Genomic DNA, 21255 nt, shown 5'->3' with positions numbered 1-21255 from the left:
CCTGGAGGTTTCATGCGCGCCCTGATCGTCTACGAATCGATGTACGGCAACACTCGTCTCGTCGCCGAGGCGATCGGGCGCGGCCTGGCCCCGGCCGAGGTGATCCTCGTGCCCACGAATCAGGCCGCGGGCGTTGACCTGTCGCAGGTCGACCTGCTCGTGGTCGGCGGCCCCACCCACGTGCACGGCATGAGCCGACCGAGCACCCGTCAGGGCGCGATCGACGCCGCCATCACGCCCCAGCACACCCTGCACCTCGAAGCGGATGCCGCCGGCTCCGGCGTGCGCGAATGGCTCGCGTCCCTGAACGGGCTGGCCTGCCGCGCTGCGGCGTTCGACACCCGGCAGGAGGGCCCGATCCTGCTGACCGGGCGCGCCGCCAAGAGCATCAGCAAGAACCTGCTCGCCGCCGGTGCCGACGTCATCGCCGACGCGACGAGTTTTCTGGTGAGCAAGAGCATTGCGCTGGTGCCGGGCGAGGTGCGGCGCGCCGAGGCGTGGGGCACCATGTTGCGGGAGCGGTCGGCGCCGGGCCCCCAGCATCCGTTTACGGGCGCAATCACCACCGCGTAAATCACTCGGGATGTGACTTAAGGCCCTACTCGGGGGTGCCGCCGGTGGCTAACGTGAAGAACACTCGTTGGTGACGCTCACACGACATTCCCGCTCGTGGCCCGCCCCGAAGAAGGGATTTTCTCATGACACACACGCTCACACGGAGCCAGACGGTCGTCGCCTGGGACGGGTCGGAACCCGCCAGGGCAGCCCTCGATTGGTCGCTCGCCAGAAGCAACGACGGCGAACTCAACCTGGTGCGCATCCTCGATCGCACCGTGTCATCGGCTGATTACTTCACCGAGGAATCCACCACGGTGCGCGCCCGGGAGGTGCTCAAGGACGACGCCGACCGGGTGAGCGCAAAATTCCCGGATCTCACCGTGCATGCCGATCTGCGCTCCGGCGACCCGATCACCGAACTGCGTGCCCTGAGCGGAGCCGATACCCTCGTCGTGGTCGGAACGCACCGCCGCCGCGGGTCGACCCTGCGCTACGAATGGTCGATGGGCGCCAGGCTGGCCGGTTCGGCCAACGGACCGATCGCGATTATCCCGGAGGGTGACAACAAACCTCACTCGGGCATCGTTGTCGGCGTCGACGGTTCGGCCGCGTCGAATGCCGCCGTGGACTTCGCCGCCGAGGAGGCCGACCGCACCGGTCAAGAACTGTACGCGATCCACGCCTGGCAGGAACCGCTGGTCTGGCGCGACACGACCGAACCCGACGCCTGGTTCCTCCAGACGCTCGAGACCTCCCATCGGCGCATCCTCGACGAATCGCTGCTGGCCGTGGCTCGCCGCTTTCCGTCGCTCGTTATTCGGGCCTCACTGGTGCGGGGAGCCCCGCAATCGGCGCTGCTCGATGCGGCCCGTGGGGCTGCGCTGCTCGTCGTTGGTGATCACGGGCAGAAGGGCATCTCGAAACTGCTGCTCGGGTCGGTGAGCCACTCGATCGTGCTCAACATCCAGTCGCCCATGGTGGTCATCCCCGCGCCGTCCGCGTGAGCGGTCGCCGGGTTCTCCGGCTCGCTGCGCTGGACTTGCGCCGGTGCGCGGGAGTTGTGGCCTGGCCGGTACTCCCGCGCCTCGCGCCGCGCTGGACTTGCGCCAGTGCGCCCCAGTTGCGCCTCGCGCGCAGCGGCGCAGCTCCCGCGTAGGCAGAAACAGGGCTAATAGACCTCGCGAAAGTGCCCGATGAAGGTGATCGTGTTGCCCTCCGCGTCGACGATGGTGGAGAGCTGCACGCCCTTGTTCGCCTGCACGATCTCGCCCGGTTCCAGCCCGCGACCGTGCAGTTCGGCGAGGTGCGCCGGCAGGTCATCGACGGCGAGAAGATGATTGATGGTCATGGGGCCTCCACGGTTCACGCTTGGTGTCGCCACCGTACCCCGACCGGCCGCGAATGGCCCGGGTCGCGCCGGTCGGAGTCGCCGGGCGAGCTCGCGGCACTCGTTGGAGATGGCGGCACCCGTAGGAGTGAGTGCCCGGTTCTCTGAGGAGTGCCACGACGAGCGGATGCCCGGCTCCCGCAGGTGCCACAAGCCCGCCGAGCCCGGTTAGGGTTTTGATATGAGCTCCTTTGCGCTGCCCCGCCGTTCCCTGCGCATTCTGGCGACCGGAGTGGCCCTCGTCGGGCTCGCGGCGACGCTCATCGCCATCCCGGCCCCGCCAGCCACAGCCGCCGCTGCCACCGCCCCGGACGCCTCCGACCCAACACCGATCGACCCCGAGCCCTTCAGCCCCGGCCTCATCATCAGCGACTACAACTTTTTCAACCCGGACGCCCTCACCGAGAGCGGCATCCAGGACTTTCTCGAGGCGCGCTCCTGCCGGCCGAGCGACGGAGTGCCGTGCCTCTGGGAGTACCGCGAGACGACGACCAGCCAGCCGGCCAAGGGCGACGGGCACTGCCTGCCCTATCCCGGCGCTGAGAACGAATCGGCCTCCCGCATCATCGCGAAGATCGCGGCGGCCTGCACGATCAGCCCAGAGGTCTTGCTGGTGCTGCTGCAGAAGGAGCAGTCGCTGCTGACCCGGCCCAGCGCATCCGGTTATCTGCGCGCCACCGGCTACGCCTGCCCGGACACCGCGGACTGCGACGCCCAGTACTTCGGCTTCTTCAACCAGGTCTACAACGCGGCCTGGCAGTTTCGGCAGTACACCCAGGAGCCCGACCGGGCGTTCCAGATCGGCAGCGTCGACGTGGGCTTCAACCCCAACACCGAGTGCGGCGCCTCCACCGTCGCCATCAAAAATCAGGCCACCGCCAATCTGTACAACTACACGCCGTACCAGCCCAACCCGGTCGCCCTCGCGAAGGCCGGCGACGAAAGCGACGGATGCTCGACCTACGGCAACCTCAATTTCTGGCTGTTCTACAACGCCTGGTTCGGAGACTCCACCCTCGAACCGTTCTCAGTACTGTTCGACGACTGCCTCAACTATGTCGGCGGCCAGGGCTGCCGTGTTCCGACGCTGATCCCCACACCGTGAGTCAGTTCGCGCGCGGTCCAAGTCTGCGGCGACTGGCGCGAGTGACCTGCCTCGCAATTGTCCTCGCGTCGATCGTTGCAGCAGCGCCCTCGGCGTCGGCAGCCGACGATTACCCCACCTGGGCCGAGGTTGACGCCGCCCGGTCGAGCGAGGCCGCCACGGCCGCCGAGGTGAAACGGATCGAGTCCGCGATCGATGGCCTGCAGGCGCGCGCAGCCGCTCTCGGCGATACGGCCGTGACCGAGACCGCGCTCGCTGCGGTGGCTCAGGCTGAGCTCGAGAAGGCGACCACCCAGCAAACGGTGCTGACGGCCCAAGCGGATGCGGCATCCGCTCGGGCTGATGCGAGCGGTGAGCGCCTCGGCGTGCTCGGCGCCCAGCTCTACCGTTCCGGCGGCAGCAGCCTCGCCGTGGGCGCCCTCTTCGATGGCGGGAAGGCCAACGACCTGCTCTTTCAGCTCGGCACCATGTCCCGGCTCACGGAGCAGGCGGGCCTGGTCACCGAGCAGGCCGATACCGAGCGCAACGCGGCGGCAGCCCTCACCGCTCAGACCGACATGAAGACACGGGAGCGCGACCGCCTGCACGACGAGGCCCTGTCAGCTCTGGCGGCTACCGAGACGGCGCAGCAGTCAGCGGATGCCGAAGTTGCCCGCAAGCAGGCGTCCAGCGATGTTCTCTATGCCCAGCTGGCCTCCCTCAAGAACACGTCCGCGCAGGTGGAACGGCAGTACCGCACCGGCGTGACCGCGCAGCACGACTACGAAGAGCAACAGCGGCAGGCCGCAGAAAACGCCGGAGCCTGGGATGCGGGCGAGCAACCGACCGTTCCCAGTGTCCCGACCAGCCCGGTCGTTCCGGTCGTTCCGGTCGTTCCCCCGACCGGCGGTACCGTCGACCGCCCCGGCGCCCAGCGCATTGCAGCGGCCCAGGTGGCAGCCAGGGGCTGGGGCGACGCCGAGCTGACCTGCCTGGTCTCCCTGTGGCAGCGCGAGTCCGGCTGGCGAGTGAACGCCTACAACGCCAGCAGCGGCGCGTACGGAATTCCGCAGTCCCTGCCCGGAAGCAAGATGGCTTCGGCCGGCGATGACTGGCAGACCAACCCGGCCACTCAGATCAGCTGGGGCCTCGGCTACATCGCCTCACGCTACGGCACGCCCTGCGGCGCCTGGGCGCACTCCGAGACCAACAACTGGTACTGAGAAGGTCACTCCCGAACGCTGTACACCCACGGTACCTGGCCGATTTCGAGACGGTGCCGCCCGCCATCCCGCTCAGCGAGCGCGTCATCGGCGTAGGCGACGTCCCCCGCCCAGAACAGCGCCGGCCCGCGCTCGCTCGCGCCAAGCCGGGTTTCGTAGTGCGCCAGTCCGCGCTGCCCGGCACTGGCCACGATTTCGGCCACCGTCCCATACCCTTGCAGCCCGTGCAGGGTCACCCAGGTCGGCGCGACCAGGGTCATCACAGCGGTTGCGTGCCGCTGAAGCGCCGCTTCCGGCCGCAGCCAGGCGTAGTCGATGACTTCGTCTTCGGCGAGCGCGATGGAACCGGGCGGTGCCGTCGTGACGTAGAACCAGGTGCGCAGCCGCTTCGGGGCGCTCGACGGCGGAACCCACAGCGCCGTCGCCACGAGAGAGTCTGGCTCGACCTCGAGCCCGGTCTCCTCTCGCACCTCGCGCACGGCCGCCCGACGGGCGGCGAGTTGCTCGACGATCTCGGCCCAAGCCGCCGAGCGGCGGTCGGGAGCCTGCACGGCGGGGCTGGCGCTGCCGGCTGGCGCTGCGGCATCCGCTTGCCGTCGATCGCCCGGGTCGACGCCGCCGCCCGGAAACACCCACGCCCCAGCGAAAGACCCGCGGTGACGGGGGCGTTCGAGCAGCAGCACTTCCGGCCCGGCGGAGCTGTCACGCAACAGAACGACGGTCGCCGCGACCCCCAGGGGAACTGGTTCGGTATCGTGCGTCATCGCCGGTCCTTTGGTGTCAGGTCGTGCAGTGTGATCCACCCTAACGCCCGGTATCGGAACGACCCGGCAAGTAGGCTGAAAGTGAGCCGAAGCGTATCGCCGGTGCCACGAGGGTACCGTCGCTGTTTCGGTGCAAGGAGTAGTGAAGCATCATGAAGGCAGCTCGTTTTCACGGCCCGGCAGACATTCGCATCGAGGACATTCCCGCACCCGAACTTCGACCAGGAGCCGTCGCCATCGACGTCGCCTGGTGCGGAATCTGCGGAACCGACCTGCACGAGTACCTCGAAGGGCCGATCTTCATTCCGGCCGAGGGACACCCCCACCCGCTCTCGCACGAAGAAGAACCGGTCACGCTCGGGCACGAGTTCTCCGGCACCGTCACCGCGCTCGGCGAGGGTGTGACCGACCTCGCCGTCGGCGACAACGTCGTGGTCGAACCCTATTTCGTCTGCAACGAGTGTGCTCCCTGCCTGGCTGGCAATTACCACCTCTGCACGAAGATGGGCTTCATCGGTCTGGCCGGCGGAGGCGGCGGACTCAGCGAGAAGGTCGTCGTCGACCGCCGCTGGGTGCACGCGATCGGCGATATCCCGCTCGACGAAGCCGCGCTCATCGAACCGCTGTCCGTTGCCCACCACGCTTTCGTGCGCAGTGGAGCCAAGGCCGGCGATGTCGCCCTCATCGGCGGGGCCGGCCCGATCGGCCTGCTCGTCGCCGCAGTGCTCAAGGCCGAGGGCCTGACCGTGATCATGTCCGAGCTCAGCGAGGCTCGCAAGGAGAAGGCGCGGGTCACCGGGGTGGCCGACCACGTGCTCGATCCCAGCAAGGAAGACGTCGTCGCCCGGGTGCGCGAACTCACCGGCGGCAACGGAGCTGACGTCTGCTTCGAGTGCACCAGCGTGAACGTTGTGCTGGGCCAGTTGTTCGACGCGGTTCGGCCCGCCGGCGTCATCGTGAACGTGTCGATCTGGGGCAAGCCGGCCAGCGTCGACATGCAGAAACTCGTTCTCAAGGAGATCGACCTGCGCGGAACGATCGCGTATGTGCGCGATCACCCGGCCACGATCAAGCTCGTGCAGGACGGCCGGGTCAAGCTGGCTCCCTTCATCACCGGGCGCATCGCCCTCGATGACCTGATCACACAGGGCTTCGACACGCTGATCAACCACAACGAGACCGCGGTCAAGATCATCGTGCACCCGTAACCCGGGTTAACCGGCGGCGCCTCCAGTCGGGGACGCCGCCGATCGCGGCAGTAGGCTGCCTTCTATGCCCGCCATCCTGCGCACGAGCCCGCTCACCCGCAGTCTGCTCGCGCCGAACGCCGGGCCGATGACGCTCGACGGCACCAACAGTTATCTCATCGGAGCACCCGACTCGAGCGGCATCGTCGTGGTCGACCCGGGGCCGCTTGACGAGGGCCACCTCGCGGTCCTCGCCGCGGCCGGCCGGGTGGAACTCGTGCTGATCACGCACCGGCACGCCGACCACACCGCGGCGAGCGTTCGTTTCGCCGAGCTCACCGGAGCCCCGGTGCGGGCGTTCGATGCGGCCTTCTGCGTGAATGGTGACCCACTCAGCAACGGGGAGCTGCTCGCGGTCGCCGGCACCAGCATCCGCGTTCTCGCCACCCCCGGCCACACCGACGACTCGGTCTGCCTATACCTGCCGGGCGACGGCGAAGCCGGCTCTATACTCACCGGCGACACCATTCTCGGCCGCGGTACGTCCATCATCGACGACAGCCTCGCCGACTACCTGGCCTCGCTCGAGACCCTGCGCGCGCTCGGGTCGGCCACCGTTCTGCCCGCGCACGGCCCCGTATTGCCCGACCTCGCGGCCATCTGCACGGTCTACCTGGCGCACCGCCACGAGCGTCTCGATCAGGTGCGGGCCGCGCTTGGCGAGCTCGGTTCCACAGCGACGGTGGCACAGGTCACCGATCTCGTTTACGTCCAAACGGATGCCGCGGTGCGGTTCGCAGCCGAGGCCTCCGTCACAGCGCAGCTGGCCTACCTGCGCGCCGAGCGCTGACTGAGCTCGCGAGCCTACTGGTCGGGCTTTTTGTCGTCAGTAGTCCGAGCCGCACGTGCCCGGGCCTCGAGGGTCCGGGCCGTCAGGGCGCGCGCCCGCGCAGCGGCAGTGTCCGCTGCAGCGCTAAATCGGGCATTTCTGCCCCCTGAGCTGGCTGCGCGGGCAACCTTGTTGCTCTGTTTGGGGTTTTGGGCCATGGTGCATTCTCCAATCACGTGAAAACGGAAGATGACTCCTGGTTGAACCCTATCCGCCCGACGTCGACGGCGCCTATGTGACGTTCGTCGGTGCCTCGCTCATCCCCTCCACGTCATAACTCCTGCAATCTGACTCGTTGGTTTTCAGTTCTCCCGTCATTACGCGGATCTTCTCATCCGAGTTCAGAAATTGCAGGAGTTATGCGGGAAGCCTCAGACGTCCCCCGTAATCTTCCGCTACGACGCGCCACCCAGGGCCGCCTTGCATCTGAAACAGACCGAACGGTATGGTTAATGTAGCGCTGCAACTCGGCGTTCACCCCTATTCGCCGTCGCGATGCGCTAGCTTATGGGGAGATCGGGGGCGGCGATCGATACCCGGCGCAGCCCAGACCATGCTCAAAGGGGAACTTCATGCGCCATCGCTCACTACTCACGACCATCGCCGCCGCCGCTCTGCTGTCGTTGACGCTCGCGGGCTGCAGCGCCGAGAAGGCCGCCGAGAAGCTCGACCCGGCCGAAGGCCCTCTGCAGAAGTACATGTCGGGAATCTACGAAGGCTTCGACGAAGACTCGGCGATCGCGGGGCAGAACGAGCAGGAAGAACTCGTAGCTGCCTGCATGTCCGACGAGGGCTTCGACTACTCTCCCGTCGACGCCTCGCAGTACAGCGGCATGATGACCGACACCGACGAATACGGAACCGAGAAATGGGTGGCCGAAAACGGCTACGGCATGAGCCAGTCCCCGGAGCAGATCGCTGAGCAGGAGGCGCAGAGCGCGGAATTCGTCGACCCGAACCAGGACTACCTGGCGTCGCTGTCCGAGAGCGAGCAAACCGCCTACAACGAAGCACTCTACGGTCCACAGCCCAGTGAAGAGGAGCTGGCCGACGGTTCCTACGTCGACAGCTACGAAATGGCGGGCTGCTACGGCTCCGCCAGTCAGGAAGTCAACGGCGACCAGCCATCGCAGGAAGAACACGCGGCGGTCTACGACGCGATGAGCCTCATGTATGAAGACCTGCAGGCGTCCCCCGCGATCGTGAAGCTCGACGCCGCATGGGCGGCCTGCATGGCCGATGCCGGGTATGCGACCTTCGCGAAGAAGGCGGACGCCCAGGAGTCGATCATGAATGAGCAAAACGCGCTCTACGAAGACCAGACGGGCGCTGCCCCCGATGAGACGATCCTCGCCGACCTCCGTGACAAGGAACTCGCGCTGGCCATGGCCGACTTCACCTGCGCCGAAGATGTCGACTACACCGAAGCAACAACCAAGGTGCAGTTCGAGTTGGAAGAGCAGTTCATCACCGATCACAAGTCCGAGCTCGACGCGCTCATCGCGGACTACGAGCAAGGCAAGTAGGTGTCGCGCCTGTTCGGACGACGAGCAGCTACAGAGCAAGACGCGACCGAGGTGATCGACGCGATCGACCCCAGCACCTCGCCGGCCCGGTCGCGCAGCCAGGGCTGGCGACGCCTGTTCGCCGGTAACCGGGTGATCTGGGTCATGGCCACGGTGGCCATCGTGGCGCTCGTTGCCGGCCTCGGGCTCGGGCAGCTGATCGTCTCACCCGGGCAGGCCGCAGCCGATGCCGATGCTCCCACCGGCGGTCTCATCACCGTGCCCATCGAAAACCGCACACTGGCCAACGACGTCACCATGCGCGGCGACGCGACCTACGCCGATTCGGTGGAGGTCAGCATTGAGACCGGCGAACTCGCCGGCGCGCCCATTGTCACCGGGCAGGTCCCCGAGGTCGCCGCCATATTCGATACCGCGTCGATCGCGCTCGAGGTCACCGGGCGCCCAGTGATCGTCTTGCCCGGCGACCTGCCGGTCTATCGCACCCTGCGGGTCGGCGTTTCCGGCCCCGATGTTCTGCAGTTCAAGCAGGGTTTGAACGCGGCCGGAATCGATGCCGGCGCGCTCGACTCCGACGTGTTCGACGCGAAGACGGCGAGCGCGGTCACTGCCCTCTACGCCAAGGTCGGCTACCCGGCACCCACCGGCGGCACCGACGTCGCGAGCGCGGTGAGCAGCGCCGAAGCCGGGGTCACGAGCGCGCAGGCATCCGTTGACAGTGCCAACGGCGCGCTGACCATCGTGCAGGGCACGAGCGCGAACGTTGACGTGGTCGAACAGGGCAACCTGGTGCGCAGCGCTCAGCGCGCCCTCGCCGACCTGCAGGCCGCGGGCACTCCGACCCAGATAGCGGATGCCGAGGACGCCGTCACCCTGGCCCTCGCACGGCAGGCCCAAGCCCTCGCTCCCCGCGACGCGAGCGCCGAGAAGGCCGCCGTCACCGCGGCCAAGGCCGAGTTGACCCGCGCCGGCGAAACCCTGAGCGACGCCCGTGACGGCGCGCTCGCCTACCTGCCGGCCGGCGAAGTGCTCTACCTGCCCGGCCTGCCCCGCCGCGTCGACGAGATCAGCGTGAAACGCGGATCGAGCATCACCGGACCGGTCATGCGCGTCTCCGGCGCGACCCTGGTCATCTCCGGCTCGGCCACGGCGAGCGACGCCGCACTGCTCGAAGTCGGCGCCCCGGCCATGCTTGCCATGCCCGACGGCGACCAGCCCGCCACGATCAGCTCGATCCTGCCGGCCGAACCGGCCAGCGGCGAGACGGCTAGCGGCCGGTTCACCGTGCTGTTCGCACCCGACGCGCTCACCGACGAACAGATCCAAGCCGTGCAGGGCAGCAACGTGCGCGTGCGCATCCCGGTCAGCTCGACCGAGGGCGAAGTGCTCGCTGTTCCACTCGCCGCGCTGACCGCCGGGCCTGGCGGCGAATCCCGGGTCGAGTTCGACCCCGGCGACAACGCCGAGACCGTGCTGGTCGAGGTGACGACCGGGCTCGCCGCCGAAGGGTTCGTCGAGATCACCGCCGTCGATGGCTCACTCACGGCCGGCGACCTCGTCGTGGTGGGCCGGTGATGGGCCGGTGCTGACAGCCCCGGTCGTCGAACTGGTCAACGTCACGCGGTCGTTCCCCGGTCCGCCCGAGGTGCAGGCGCTCAAATCGGTCAACCTGCGGGTGGAGCGCGGCGACTACCTGTCGATCGTCGGCCCCAGCGGCTCGGGTAAGTCGACCATGCTCAACCTGCTCGGCCTGCTCGACCGGCCGAGCGTGGGCGAATACCACCTCGACGGCCGGGACACGAGCCTGCTCGACGAGAAGCAGCGCGCCATCGTGCGCGGCGGCACCATCGGCTTCGTCTTTCAGGCCTTTCACCTGCTGCCGCACCGCACCGTGCTCGACAACGTGCTGCTCGCCACCCTGTACAGCGGCGTGCCGCGCGCCGAACGCGAGGACCGCGCCCGTGCCGCCCTTGACCGGGTGAAGCTCAACCACCGCCTCGACTTTCTGCCCGGCACCCTCTCCGGCGGTGAACGCCAGCGCGTGGCGGTGGCCCGCGCCGTCGTCGCCTCGCCCGAGCTGCTGCTCGCCGACGAACCCACCGGAAATCTCGACGAGACCACCGGCGGCGAGGTCATGGATCTCTTCGAGGAACTGCACGCCGACGGCCTCACCCTCATCGTCATCACCCACGACCAGGCGGTGAGCGATCGGGCCGGGCGGCGCGTGCGCATCACCGACGGTCGCCTGAGCGAGTTGTCGTGATGTTTTCCTTCAAGCGGATGCTGCGCCGCCGTTCCCGCGTCGCCGCCGTTCCCGAGACTGTCTCGGGGGTGGAGCTGGCGGCATCCGCTGACCTGGCCAGCATCGATCCAGTCATTCGCCGTGCCGACCGGTTCTCGGTTCAGGACCTGCTGGTGGAGGCGAGCTACGGCGTCGGGGCACGTCCCAGCCGACTCATCATGACAACCCTCGGAACCGTGCTCGGCATCGCCTCGCTCGTCGTCACGATCGGGTTCGCGCAAACCGCCGCCGGGCAGATTTCCAGCCAGTTCGACGCCGTTTCGGCGACCCAGGTCATGATCGAACCGGCCACGACCCGCAACTCGAGCGGCGCCGAGCAGGCCACCAGTCGGCTGCCGTGGGATGCCCCGGAGCGGCTCGATCGCCTGGCTGGGGTGGAACGCGCGGGTCTGGTGGCCGATATCGACGTGGCCGGCCAGCTCATCACGTCTGTTCCGGTGAACGATCCCTCGGCCGCGCAGACTCTGAGTCCCGCCGTCATCGCCACCTCGCCGGGCCTGCTCGCGGCAGTGCGCGGCAACATCGTCACCGGGCGCTACTTCGATGCCGGCCATGACGAGCGTGCCGATCGGGTGGTCGTGCTCGGCGCGCGGGCCGCCGAGACGCTTGGCATAAACCGGGTCGACTCGCAGCCGTCGATCTTCATCGGCGACGTTCCGTACACCGTCATCGGTATCATCGACGGCGTCGAACGCCGCGCCAACCTGCTCGACGCTGTGATTCTGCCGATGGGCACCGCCCGCGCCGACTTCGCCCTGACCGCTCCGGCCGAACTGCACGTGCAGATCGCTGTCGGCGCCGGCACACTCGTAGCGCGGCAGGCACCGATCGCGCTCGACCCGAATGCTCCCGAGAACTTCACGGTGCAGGCGCCAGCTACCGCCTCGTCACTGCAAGACAACATTCAGTCCGACATCAACGTGGTCTTTCTCACGCTCGGCGTTCTCGCCCTGCTCGCTGGCGGTCTCGGCATCGCCAACGTCACCCTGCTCTCGGTGATGGAACGGGTCGGCGAGATCGGCCTGCGGCGGGCCTTGGGTGCCACCAAGCGAGACATCGCCCGGCAGTTCATCGTGGAGTCGGCGGTGATCGGGCTGCTCGGCGGCCTGATCGGCTCGGCTCTCGGGGTGTTCGCGGTGGTCGTCGTGTCGCTGCTGCAGGGTTGGACGCCCATCCTCGATCCCGTCGTCGCCATCGGCGCGGCCCTGCTCGGAACCGTCGTCGGCCTGGCCGCCGGCGCCTACCCGGCGGTGCGCGCCTCCAACATCGAGCCGATCACGGCCCTGCGCGGCGGCACCTGAGGGGCTCTCCGGCCGCCGCGCGTTGAACCGTTTTCTCACCGAGCCGGGCTACGGTTACGGCGTCCACCACGACCGCAACGGCAGTTCGCCGACACCGCCACGTTCGTCGGGCCTGGTCATCAGCACCTGGTGCAGTTGGATCCCATTGCTCTCGAACCCGAGCCTCGAGCCCGCCATGTACAGCCCCCACACCTTTGCGGTGGGCAGCCCGACCTCCTCGACCGCCTCGTCCCAATGCTCGACCAGGTTGGCGCACCAATCGCGCAGCGTCAGCGCGTAGTGCTGACGCAGGTTCTCCTCGTGCAGCACCTCCAGACCCACATCCTGCGCCTCGCTGATGATCCGGCCCGAGCCGGTGAGCTCTCCGTCGGGAAAGACATAGCGTTCGATGAAGCCGCGGGTCGCCGGCTCGGTGCGGTTTTCCGGACGGGTGATGCAGTGATTGAGCAACAAGCCTCCGGGGCGCAGCCTGGCCTGCAGAAAGCCGAAGTACGACGGATAGTTGCGCACACCGATGTGCTCGAGCAGCCCGATGGATGACACGGCGTCAAAGCCGGTTTCGGTGATGTCGCGGTAGTCACCGAATCGAACCTCCGCCAGATCGCTCAGGCCCTCGTCGGCGATGGCCCGCTGCGCCCACTCAGCCTGCTCTCTCGACAACGTCACACCGGTGGAGCGGATGCCGCGGCGTGCGGCGTAGCGCACCATGCCGCCCCAGCCGCAGCCGACATCGAGCAAGCGGTCGCTGGGGTTCAACCGCAACTTCTCGAACACGAGCCGGTACTTGTTCTCCTGTGCTTGGTCGAGGGGGGCGTCGCTGTCTGGGTAGCAGGCGCAGGTGTACGTCATCGATGGCCCGAGCACCCACTCGTAAAACCGGTTCGACACGTCGTAGTGGTGGTGGATCGCTTCGGCGTCACGTGTCTTGCTGTGCCGCAGCCCGCTGGCGACGCGGCGCCATCGAGCCTGCGCTTCTTCCGGCGGCGGACTGATCGGGCGCAACTGCCTCACACCGATAGAGCGGATGATGTCCACCATCATCCGCGCGGGTGGCCGGGTGAACTCGAGGCTGATGGCGAGCGCCTTGAGCAGCTCATAGGGGTCACCGGGGTGCACACCGTGGATGTCGAGGTCGCCGGCGATATAGGCGCGGGCCAGTCCGAGGTCGCCGCGGCCGGTAGCGAGGTAGGTCGTGCCGCGCGGGGCCAGAAGGTCCAGCCCGAACGGCGCATCCGGCGGTCCCGCCGTGCTCCCGTCGTAAGCGGTGAAGCTCACCGGGAGGCGACCGCCGGCCAGAATCTCCAGAACCTGCGCGAGGGTGAACTTGCCGGCCGGGGCATCCGTCGTCTGTGTCGCCTGATCCTTGAACGTGGTCATTGTCGTTGCACCGCCTTCGCATAGAGGTCGAGGAGACGGGAATCGGGGTCGTACCGCTCCTTCGCGGCCCGATAGGCATCTCCGCCGTAGAGTTCGTCGAACTCCTCCCGTGAGTAATAGGAGTCAGAGTAGAGCGATTTGTGCCCGTGAAGGTCGCCGATCTTTCGTTCGATCAGCCCGTTCGTCTCCCCCTCGGCGCGCCCAACCGGCACCGTCGACCAGAACCCGACGTTCACGTAACTCTGTCGCGGTCGAATCGGGTAGAGCGGCCAGCGGTCGTCGGCTCTCAAGCGCAGCGGGCACAGCCAAATCGGAGCGATCGGTACGGTCTCGAGGAACCAATCCAGAAATTCCGTGCACCGCTCCAGGAGCAGCTCAACGTCTTGCACGACTCGCTCGCGGGGCGGCTTGCCGTGCAATTTCTCAAGTCGATCGCCAAGGTGGAATCGCTGTTCGATCCGCATCAGCGTGGCGTAGAAGCTGCTGCGGCGGTAGCGCGCGGGCCAGAACCGGCGAAGCAGCGGATGCTGCGCGCCAAACGCCTCAGAGCACCAGAACCAGTCCGTGTCCCAGCGCCACAGGTAGTCGTAGATCGTGAGGCGATCATGGGTCTTGTGCCGGATGGAGCGGTAGTAGATCTGTTGGCCGGTGTAGTCGCTGACCGGGCCGGGCGCGCCAGTCTGTCTACCCACGCAGAGGTAGCTTTCGTCGGCGCTGAACACCACGCCGTCGAGATAGTCAACGGCGACGCCGTCGAGGCTGCCGGTGGCCATGATGCCGTCTATAGCGGCGACCAGATCGACGAGCGAGTGGAACCGCACGTGCGCGAGAGCGACGAAGGGTTTGACGGGTTCGAGTTCGATGCGCAGGCGCACCGCGTAGCCCAGAGTTCCGTAGGAGTTGGGGAATGCGCGGTACAGCACGATGTTCTCGCTCGATGATACGGTGAGCACTTCTCCGGCGCCGGTGAGGACGTCCAGTTCGAGCACCGACTCGTGGGGCAGGCCGTTGCGGAACGAGGTGGACTCAATGCCGAGGCCGGTGACCGCGCCGCCGAGGGTGATGGTTTTCAACTGTGGCACGACGAGCGGCGCCAGTCCGAAGCGCAGCGTCTCGGCGACCAGGTCTTCGTAGGTGCACATGCCGGCCACGTCGGCCGTTCGCGCCGCCACATCGACCGCGATGACGGCCGTCAACCCCGACGTGTCGAGGCCTGAAGCACGGGTCTTCGTTCGGGTTCGGAACAGATTCGAGGTGCGCTTGGCCAGTCGAATCGGAGCCGTGACCGGGACGGCCAGGTAGCTCTCCAGAAGGCGCTGCACGCCGGCGGCGTGAGCGCTTCGGGCGTCAACCACAGCAGCGGGCACGCCCTCACGTTAGTCCCGGTCGGAGCCATCGCACCAGTGCTCTTTGTCACCGCCATCGTGCGCGCGTTCTGGCAGACTCAGGCCATGACCACGACGATCGGCTGAGCGTGCGGGCGCCGCGGCGTCAGCTCTGAAAGTCCTCCGGGTCGACGTGCTCCAGAAAATCCTTGAATTCGTCGAGCGACTGCTCCCGGACAGGCGCCTCCTCCACGTTGCGTCCAGATTCAACCATCGCGGCGGGAATGCCCTCGGCCTGCAAGACGTCCTCGGCGACGAAGATCGGTGCTCCGGCGCGCAGAGCGAGTGCGACGGAATCCGAGGGCCGGGCATCGAGCACGAATGAGCCGGTCGCAATGCGAAGAGTGATCTCGGCGTAGAAGATTCCCTGGTCGATGCGGGTGACGTCGACTCGCTCGAAGTGGGCGCCGACGGTGTCGATCAGCGTCTTCATCAGATCGTGTGACAACGGTCGTGGCGGCTCCTCACCGCTGAGGGCGATCAGCGTCGAAGTCGCCTCCGCTTCCCCGACCACAATCGCCAGCACGGTTCCAACGGCCTGCGGCTCTCCGACCGGTTTCAGGAGGATGATGTGCTGGCCCTCGCTGTCGATCGCAACCCCGAGAACGCGTACCTCTACCATGGCGACCCTCTCGAATCATCGTGCCTGACACCGCCATCGTACGTCCGCTCTCCGGTCATCGACCGTCGAATCCGCCCGGCTATTCCGTTGATATCGACAAAACGCTATACTTTGCCCATGTCGATATCCGCTGCATCCATTCTGATGCAGGCCCGACGACGGGCCGGTCTTACGCAAGCTCAGTTGGGTGCAAGCGCCGGAGTCACGCAGAGCGTAATCAGTGCATACGAGGCCGGCAAGCGAGAACCCGCCCTGGCCACCCTCCAACGTCTCGTACGGGCCAGCGGGTTCCAGCTCGATCTGGCACTCACCCCCTTTGCACCCACGTCGCCGCACCAGCGATTGCTCGCCAGCCACCGCGATGAACTGGTGGCCCGACTCGAAGAGCTTGGAGCCAGCAACGTTCGCATGTTCGGTAGCGTCGCCCGCGGCGATGACACTGCCTCCAGCGACGTCGACCTGCTCGTCGACCTCGACGCAGGCGTCGGGCTGTTCGGCCTGGCCCGGCTCCAAAGCGAGTCCGAGCGCATCTTGGGCGTGCCGGTCGACATCGTCCCGGCGGATAGCCTCAAGCCCCGCATGGCGCAGAGAGTGCTTACCGAGTCGAGACCCTTGTGAGTCGTTCCGATCGAGAACGCGTCGATGACATCCGCGCGGCCTGCCTGGCAATCGCGGACTATCTGAGCCGCGCGGATGCCGCCGAGGACCTGATCTTCGATGCCATTCGCATGCGGCTGATCGAGATCGGGGAGGCGACGAAGGATCTGACCTTTCAAACCCGGGAGCTTGAACCCAGCATCCCCTGGAGCGAGATCGCCCGACTGCGAGATCACCTAGCGCACCGCTACTTCGACACCACGCACTCGATCCTGAGCAACACCGCCAGAAATGACATTCCCGCCCTGCTCGAAGCCACGGAACGCCTCGTAGCTCGGCTGGCATCCTGAGCTATTCGACCGAAGTGCGAGATGTCAGCAGCCTATGTTCTGGCGGGCATTTTCGAAAAATCGCGCAGCAGCACAGGAACCTGTCGCCACACAGTCGGGGTGGCAGCCGGTGATGACGAGGAGCCCAAACTCGGATCTAACTAAATTTGGGTTCCTCGTCAGTTTCTGAATCTACTTTCCGGACTTCTTTTTCGTTTGCGCAAGGGCACTGGCAGCGACAGTTTTGGCTGCAGCGCTGTACCGTGCGTCCTTCATGACTGTGCTTGCCACTCTTGCGACCTTGATGCTTGTCTGTTTGGCGTTTTGGGCCACGGCAGACCTCCAATCGATTGCGTTCGGGATGTGAGTCTTGCGATTGGACCCGAGCCGTCCAAGTACAAGAGTCACACGAAGCACTTAGCGCTTCTTGGGCTGAATACGAATGGTCCGCGTGATGCGAATCCGAACGATGCGTTTTGCCATCATTCTTCCTTTCTGGCCCTGCCAACCCCCTGCAATCGCTGGTCTTGTCAGTACTAGTTTTGACAAGACCAAATACTTTCTCGTAAGCTGAATGGGTTCATGAGGAACAATCCCGCTTGCGGGGGCTCTGCGAGCGCAGTCTTTCTGCGCTCGACAGGGCTATTTTTTGTGCTCTGACCGAATAGTCAGAATTCTTAAGTGGCGTCTAGAAGTCCCAGTCGTCGTCTTCGGTCACGACAGCCTTGCCGATGACATACGACGAACCCGAACCCGAGAAGAAGTCGTGGTTCTCGTCGCCGTTCGGTGAGAGCGCCGAGAGAATCGCCGGGTTCACGTCGCAGACGTCCTTCGGGAAGATCGCCTCGTAGCCGAGGTTCATCAGCGCCTTGTTGGCGTTGTAGTGCAGAAACATCTTCACGTCTTCGGTCAGGCCGACCTCGTCGTACAGGTCCTGCGTGTACTGCACCTCGTTCTCGTACAGCTCGAACACGAGGTTGAAGGCGTAGTCCTTGATCTCGTCGCGACGCTCCTGCGTCTCTTTTTCAAGGCCCTTCTGGAACTTGTAGCCGATGTAGTAGCCGTGCACCGCTTCGTCACGAATGATCAAGCGGATGAGGTCGGCCGTGTTGGTGAGGCGGGCCCGGCTGGAGAAATACATGGGCAGGTAAAAGCCCGAGTAGAACAGGAAGGACTCGAGCAGAACCGAGGCCACCTTGCGCTTCAGCGGGTCGTCGCCCTGGTAGTAGTCCATCACGATCGAGGCCTTGCGCTGCAGGTTCTCGTTCTCGGTCGACCAGCGGAACGCCTCGTCGATGTCCTTGGTGTTGCTCAGGGTCGAGAAGATCGACGAGTAGCTTTTGGCATGCACGGATTCCATGAACGCGATGTTCGTGTACACGGCTTCCTCGTGCGGCGTGATCGCATCGGGGATGAGCGAGACGGCGCCGACGGTGCCCTGGATCGTGTCGAGCAGGGTCAGCCCGGTGAACACGCGCAGGGTGAGCTGCTGCTCCACCGGGGTGAGCTGGTTCCACGACTGGATGTCGTTGCTCAGCGGGATCTTCTCGGGCAGCCAGAAGTTGTTGGTGAGGCGGTTCCACACCTCGACATCTTTCTCATCTTCGATCTTGTTCCAGTTGATCGCATCAACATGCGACACCAACTTGACCTTGGGGCTACTCATGATTCGTCCTTCATAGACATTCCGGTGTTCAGAAAAGTTACAGCGCGCACGAGACGCAACCCTCAACCTCAGTGCCCTCAAGGGCCATCTGACGCAGACGGATGTAGTAGATGGTCTTGATGCCCTTTTTCCACGCGTAGATCTGGGCGCGGTTGATGTCGCGGGTGGTGGCGGTGTCCTTGAAGAACAGCGTCAGCGAGAGGCCCTGGTCCACGTGCTGCGTCGCCGCCGCGTACACGTCGATGACCTTCTCGTAGCCGATCTCGTAGGCGTCCTGGTAGTAGTCCAGGTTGTCGTTCGTCATGAACGGCGCCGGGTAGTACACGCGGCCCAGCTTGCCTTCCTTGCGGATCTCGATCTTCGCTGCGATCGGGTGGATCGACGCGGTGGAGTTGTTGATGTACGAGATCGACCCGGTGGGCGGCACGGCCTGCAGGTTCTGGTTGTAGATACCGTGCTTCACAACGGATGCCTTGAGCTCGGCCCAATCCGCCTGCGTGGGAATCGACACCCCGGCCTGGCTGAACAGCTCGGCGCCGCGGGCGGTGGTCGGCTCCCAGACCTGGTCGGTGTACTTGTCGAAGAACGAACCGGAGGCGTAGGTGGAGTTCTCGAAGCCCTCGAAGGTGCCACCGCGCTCGATGGCGATGGCGTTGGAGGCCGTCAACGCGTGGAACAACACCGTGTAGAAGTAGATGTTGGTGAAGTCGATGCTCTCTTCGCTGCCATAGTAGATGCGCTCGCGGGCCAGGTAGCCGTGCAGGTTCATCTGGCCAAGGCCGATGGCGTGCGAACGGTCGTTACCGTCTTCGATGGAGCGAACCGAGCTGATGTGGCTCTGCTCGGACACCGCGTTCAGGCCACGGATGGCCGCGTTCACGGTGCGACCGAGGTTGCCGGAGTCCATCGCCAGGGCGATGTTCATCGAGCCGAGGTTGCAGGAGATGTCCTTGCCGATCTCGTTGTACGAGAGGTCCTCGTTGTACGTGGTCGGGGTGTTCACCTGCAGAATCTCGGAGCAGAGGTTCGACATGTTGATACGACCCTCGATCGGGTTCGCCTTGTTGACGGTGTCCTCGAACATGATGTACGGGTAGCCCGACTCGAACTGGATCTCCGCGAGGGTCTGGAAGAACTCGCGCGCCTTCATCTTGGACTTCTTGATGCGGGGGTTGTCGACCATCTCGTGATATTTCTCGGTCACGGAGATGTCGGCGAAGGGCACGCCATAGACCTTTTCCACGTCGTACGGCGAGAAGAGGTACATCCACTCGTCGTTCTTGGCGAGCTCGAAGGTGATGTCGGGAATGACGACGCCGAGCGAGAGGGTCTTGATGCGAATCTTCTCATCAGCGTTCTCCCGCTTGGTGTCGAGAAAACGCATGATGTCGGGGTGGTGCGCCTGCAGGTACACCGCGCCCGCGCCCTGGCGGGCGCCGAGCTGGTTGGCGTAGCTGAAGGAGTCTTCGAGCAGCTTCATCACGGGAATGATGCCGCTGGACTGGTTCTCGATCTGCTTGATCGGCGCGCCGGCCTCACGAATGTTGCTCAGCAGCAGCGCCACGCCGCCGCCACGCTTGGAGAGCTGCAACGAGGAGTTGATGCCGCGGGAGATCGACTCCATGTTGTCTTCGATGCGCAGCAGGAAGCACGAGACGAGCTCGCCGCGCTGAGCCTTGCCAGAGTTCAAAAAGGTGGGGGTCGCGGGCTGGAAGCGTCCGGCGATGATCTCTTCGACCAGGGCGACGGCGAGCTTCTCATCACCGGAGGCGAGACCCAGCGCGGTCATGACGACGCGGTCTTCGAAACGCTCGAGGTAACGCTTGCCATCGAAGGTCTTCAGCGTGTACGAGGTGTAGTACTTGAAGGCACCGAGGAAGCTCTGAAAACGGAACTTCTTGGAGTACGCGAGGTCGTTCAGGCTCGTGATGAACTCGAACGAGTACTGGTCGAGTACGGCCTGCTCGTAGTATTCCTTCTCGACCAGGTAGTCGAGGCGCTCGCGCAGCGAGTGAAAGAACACCGTGTTCTGGTTGACGTGCTGCAGGAAGAACTCACGGGCCGCCTCGCGGTCCTTGTCGAACTGGATCTCCCCGTTCGGGCCGTACAGGTTGAGCATCGCGTTGAGCGAGTGGTAGTCCATGCCCGAGGGTGCATCGATGGGCGTGATCTTCACGGCTGTTGTTTCCAAAATTCTTCCAATCCGTCGTGAACGATGCGCACATCATCCGGTGTTCCAAATACTTCGAAGCGATAGAGGTGGGGCACCTTGCACTTGGCGGCGATGATGTCGCCAGCCAGGCAGTATGCCGTACCGAAATTCATGTTGCCGGCGCCGATGACGCCGCGAATCAACGACCGATTGGTCTCGTTGTTCAAAAACTTGATGACCTGCTTGGGCACCGCCCCGCCCACACTGCCGCCACCATAGGTGGGCACGCAGAGCACGAACGGCTCCTGGGCAACGAGCGGCTCCTCACGCGCATGAAGCGGGATTCGCGCTGCCGTTCGACCGAGTTTCTCGACAAACCGGGCAGTGTTGCCCGAGGTGCTCGAGAAGTACACGATGTCAGTCATCTAGTGTGGCGATTCTGATCGGGCGGCGCGTTGAGACGGGGGTGTGCTGGTGGTGGCTACGCGAGGCGAGCGGCAAGTGCGTTGATCTTGTCTGGACGAAAGCCCGACCAGTGCTCTTCGTCGGTGATCACGACGGGCGCCTGCAGGTAGCCCAATGCCTTGACAGCTTCGAGGGCGTTTTCGTCGACCGAGAGGTCGAGCACCTCATACTCGAGACCCTTGTTGTCGAGGGCCCGGTAGGTGGCCGTGCACTGCACACAGGAGGGCTTCGTGTAAACGGTGATTGCCATGGTTATGGCCTTTCTTCTTGGCTGGTGAAGTCTAAAACTGTTCGACATACTTCGCAAGTATGTTCGATGAAACTCTTCGATTTCCGGCGAGTATTCGTCAGAAATCGTCGTTCAAAGTGAGCAAGTGTACTGTCGGGCTGTAGTGCCTGACTAGAGTTTCAATACTACATCTAGTGATCGCTACGCTCAAT

At 65.2% G+C, this 21255-nt stretch carries 22 protein-coding genes; 13 read left to right on the top strand and 9 right to left on the bottom strand.

The features are described 5' to 3' along the window. Positions 1-12: 12 nt before the first annotated feature. Together E3T29_RS08915 and E3T29_RS08910 are read left to right on the top strand one after the other, a co-directional pair. On the top strand, positions 13-573 hold the full coding sequence (locus tag E3T29_RS08915) for a flavodoxin domain-containing protein (protein WP_134345120.1): 561 nt from the start codon (positions 13-15) through the stop codon (positions 571-573). 125 nt (positions 574-698) lie between these two features. After that, positions 699-1562, top strand: a complete 864-nt coding sequence (locus E3T29_RS08910) for a universal stress protein (protein WP_134345119.1) — start codon at positions 699-701, stop codon at positions 1560-1562. 164 nt (positions 1563-1726) lie between these two features. Here the strand turns inward: E3T29_RS08910 and E3T29_RS08905 are convergent, their stop codons facing one another. Continuing rightward, positions 1727-1906 carry a hypothetical protein gene (locus E3T29_RS08905; RefSeq protein ID WP_134345118.1) on the bottom strand — a complete coding sequence of 60 codons (180 nt, stop codon included), beginning with the start codon at positions 1904-1906 and terminating at the stop codon, positions 1727-1729. 220 nt (positions 1907-2126) lie between these two features. Here E3T29_RS08905 and E3T29_RS08900 point away from each other — a divergent pair, with 220 nt between their 5' ends. Further along, complete coding sequence (locus E3T29_RS08900) at positions 2127-3050, top strand: hypothetical protein (RefSeq protein ID WP_241987725.1); 924 nt, start codon at positions 2127-2129, stop codon at positions 3048-3050. A 41-nt stretch (positions 3051-3091) separates the two neighbouring features. Then, complete coding sequence (locus E3T29_RS20210; RefSeq protein WP_241987724.1) at positions 3092-4252, top strand: hypothetical protein; 1161 nt, start codon at positions 3092-3094, stop codon at positions 4250-4252. Positions 4253-4257: 5 nt separating this feature from the next. Here the strand turns inward: E3T29_RS20210 and E3T29_RS08890 are convergent, their stop codons facing one another. Beyond that, entirely contained in the window at positions 4258-5016 is a 759-nt protein-coding gene (locus E3T29_RS08890) for an NUDIX hydrolase (RefSeq protein WP_134345117.1), read from the bottom strand. 152 nt (positions 5017-5168) lie between these two features. Between E3T29_RS08890 and E3T29_RS08885 the strand changes: the two genes are divergently transcribed. The 6 genes from E3T29_RS08885 (at position 5169) to E3T29_RS08860 (ending at position 12221) form a co-directional block, all read left to right on the top strand. After that, entirely contained in the window at positions 5169-6224 is a 1056-nt protein-coding gene (locus tag E3T29_RS08885) for a 2,3-butanediol dehydrogenase (protein WP_134345116.1), read from the top strand. A 64-nt stretch (positions 6225-6288) separates the two neighbouring features. Beyond that, positions 6289-7053 (top strand): MBL fold metallo-hydrolase, encoded by a 765-nt coding sequence (locus E3T29_RS08880; RefSeq protein ID WP_134345115.1) that lies wholly within the window; start codon positions 6289-6291, stop codon positions 7051-7053. 611 nt (positions 7054-7664) lie between these two features. Further along, a complete protein-coding gene (locus E3T29_RS08875) occupies positions 7665-8618 on the top strand; it encodes a hypothetical protein (RefSeq protein ID WP_134345114.1) in 954 nt (317 codons plus the stop codon). Next, positions 8619-10193: a hypothetical protein gene (locus tag E3T29_RS08870; RefSeq protein WP_241987723.1), complete on the top strand. Its 1575-nt coding sequence runs from the start codon at positions 8619-8621 to the stop codon at positions 10191-10193. Further along, complete coding sequence (locus tag E3T29_RS08865; protein WP_134345113.1) at positions 10150-10881, top strand: ABC transporter ATP-binding protein; 732 nt, start codon at positions 10150-10152, stop codon at positions 10879-10881. The genes E3T29_RS08870 and E3T29_RS08865 overlap by 44 nt, the downstream gene beginning before the upstream one ends. After that, the gene (locus E3T29_RS08860; protein WP_370449140.1) at positions 10881-12221 is read left to right on the top strand and encodes an ABC transporter permease; all 1341 of its coding nucleotides are present in this window, start codon (positions 10881-10883) and stop codon (positions 12219-12221) included. Before E3T29_RS08865 ends, E3T29_RS08860 begins: the two co-directional genes overlap by 1 nt. A gap of 54 nt (positions 12222-12275) precedes the next feature. Here E3T29_RS08860 and E3T29_RS08855 read toward each other — a convergent pair whose 3' ends face one another. Beyond that, positions 12276-13598, bottom strand: coding sequence for a class I SAM-dependent methyltransferase (locus E3T29_RS08855; protein WP_134345112.1), 1323 nt, complete (start codon positions 13596-13598; stop codon positions 12276-12278). Next, positions 13595-14920 carry an FAD-binding oxidoreductase gene (locus E3T29_RS08850; RefSeq protein ID WP_241987721.1) on the bottom strand — a complete coding sequence of 442 codons (1326 nt, stop codon included), beginning with the start codon at positions 14918-14920 and terminating at the stop codon, positions 13595-13597. Before E3T29_RS08850 ends, E3T29_RS08855 begins: the two co-directional genes overlap by 4 nt. A 9-nt stretch (positions 14921-14929) precedes the next feature. Between E3T29_RS08850 and E3T29_RS19635 the strand changes: the two genes are divergently transcribed. After that, entirely contained in the window at positions 14930-15070 is a 141-nt protein-coding gene (locus tag E3T29_RS19635; RefSeq protein ID WP_166789821.1) for a hypothetical protein, read from the top strand. A 19-nt stretch (positions 15071-15089) separates the two neighbouring features. On the opposite strand, the gene E3T29_RS08845 is transcribed toward E3T29_RS19635, so the two are convergent. Further along, complete coding sequence (locus E3T29_RS08845; protein WP_134345110.1) at positions 15090-15605, bottom strand: bifunctional nuclease family protein; 516 nt, start codon at positions 15603-15605, stop codon at positions 15090-15092. 117 nt (positions 15606-15722) lie between these two features. On the opposite strand from E3T29_RS08845, the gene E3T29_RS08840 reads away from it, so the two are divergent. Both E3T29_RS08840 and E3T29_RS08835 read left to right on the top strand, forming a co-directional pair. After that, positions 15723-16223 (top strand): helix-turn-helix domain-containing protein, encoded by a 501-nt coding sequence (locus E3T29_RS08840; protein WP_134345109.1) that lies wholly within the window; start codon positions 15723-15725, stop codon positions 16221-16223. Continuing rightward, complete coding sequence (locus tag E3T29_RS08835; RefSeq protein WP_134345108.1) at positions 16220-16552, top strand: DUF86 domain-containing protein; 333 nt, start codon at positions 16220-16222, stop codon at positions 16550-16552. Before E3T29_RS08840 ends, E3T29_RS08835 begins: the two co-directional genes overlap by 4 nt. A gap of 667 nt (positions 16553-17219) precedes the next feature. Here the strand turns inward: E3T29_RS08835 and nrdF are convergent. Genes nrdF through nrdH form a run of 4 tightly spaced genes read right to left on the bottom strand, consistent with a single transcriptional unit; the run spans position 17220 to position 21064 of the window. Continuing rightward, a complete protein-coding gene (nrdF, locus tag E3T29_RS08830; RefSeq protein WP_134345107.1) occupies positions 17220-18197 on the bottom strand; it encodes a class 1b ribonucleoside-diphosphate reductase subunit beta in 978 nt (325 codons plus the stop codon). Between the two features lie 37 nt (positions 18198-18234). Beyond that, positions 18235-20340, bottom strand: coding sequence for a class 1b ribonucleoside-diphosphate reductase subunit alpha (gene nrdE, locus E3T29_RS08825; protein ID WP_134345165.1), 2106 nt, complete (start codon positions 20338-20340; stop codon positions 18235-18237). Positions 20341-20369: 29 nt separating this feature from the next. Further along, entirely contained in the window at positions 20370-20774 is a 405-nt protein-coding gene (nrdI, locus tag E3T29_RS08820; protein ID WP_092340388.1) for a class Ib ribonucleoside-diphosphate reductase assembly flavoprotein NrdI, read from the bottom strand. A 56-nt stretch (positions 20775-20830) separates the two neighbouring features. After that, a complete protein-coding gene (nrdH, locus tag E3T29_RS08815; protein WP_134345106.1) occupies positions 20831-21064 on the bottom strand; it encodes a glutaredoxin-like protein NrdH in 234 nt (77 codons plus the stop codon). Between the last annotated feature and the right edge of the window lie 191 nt (positions 21065-21255).

It is taken from the genome of Cryobacterium sp. TMT1-66-1 (assembly GCF_004403435.1).
Taxonomy (GTDB): domain Bacteria; phylum Actinomycetota; class Actinomycetes; order Actinomycetales; family Microbacteriaceae; genus Cryobacterium; species Cryobacterium flavum.
This window is presented reverse-complemented; position numbering and strand designations above follow the sequence as displayed.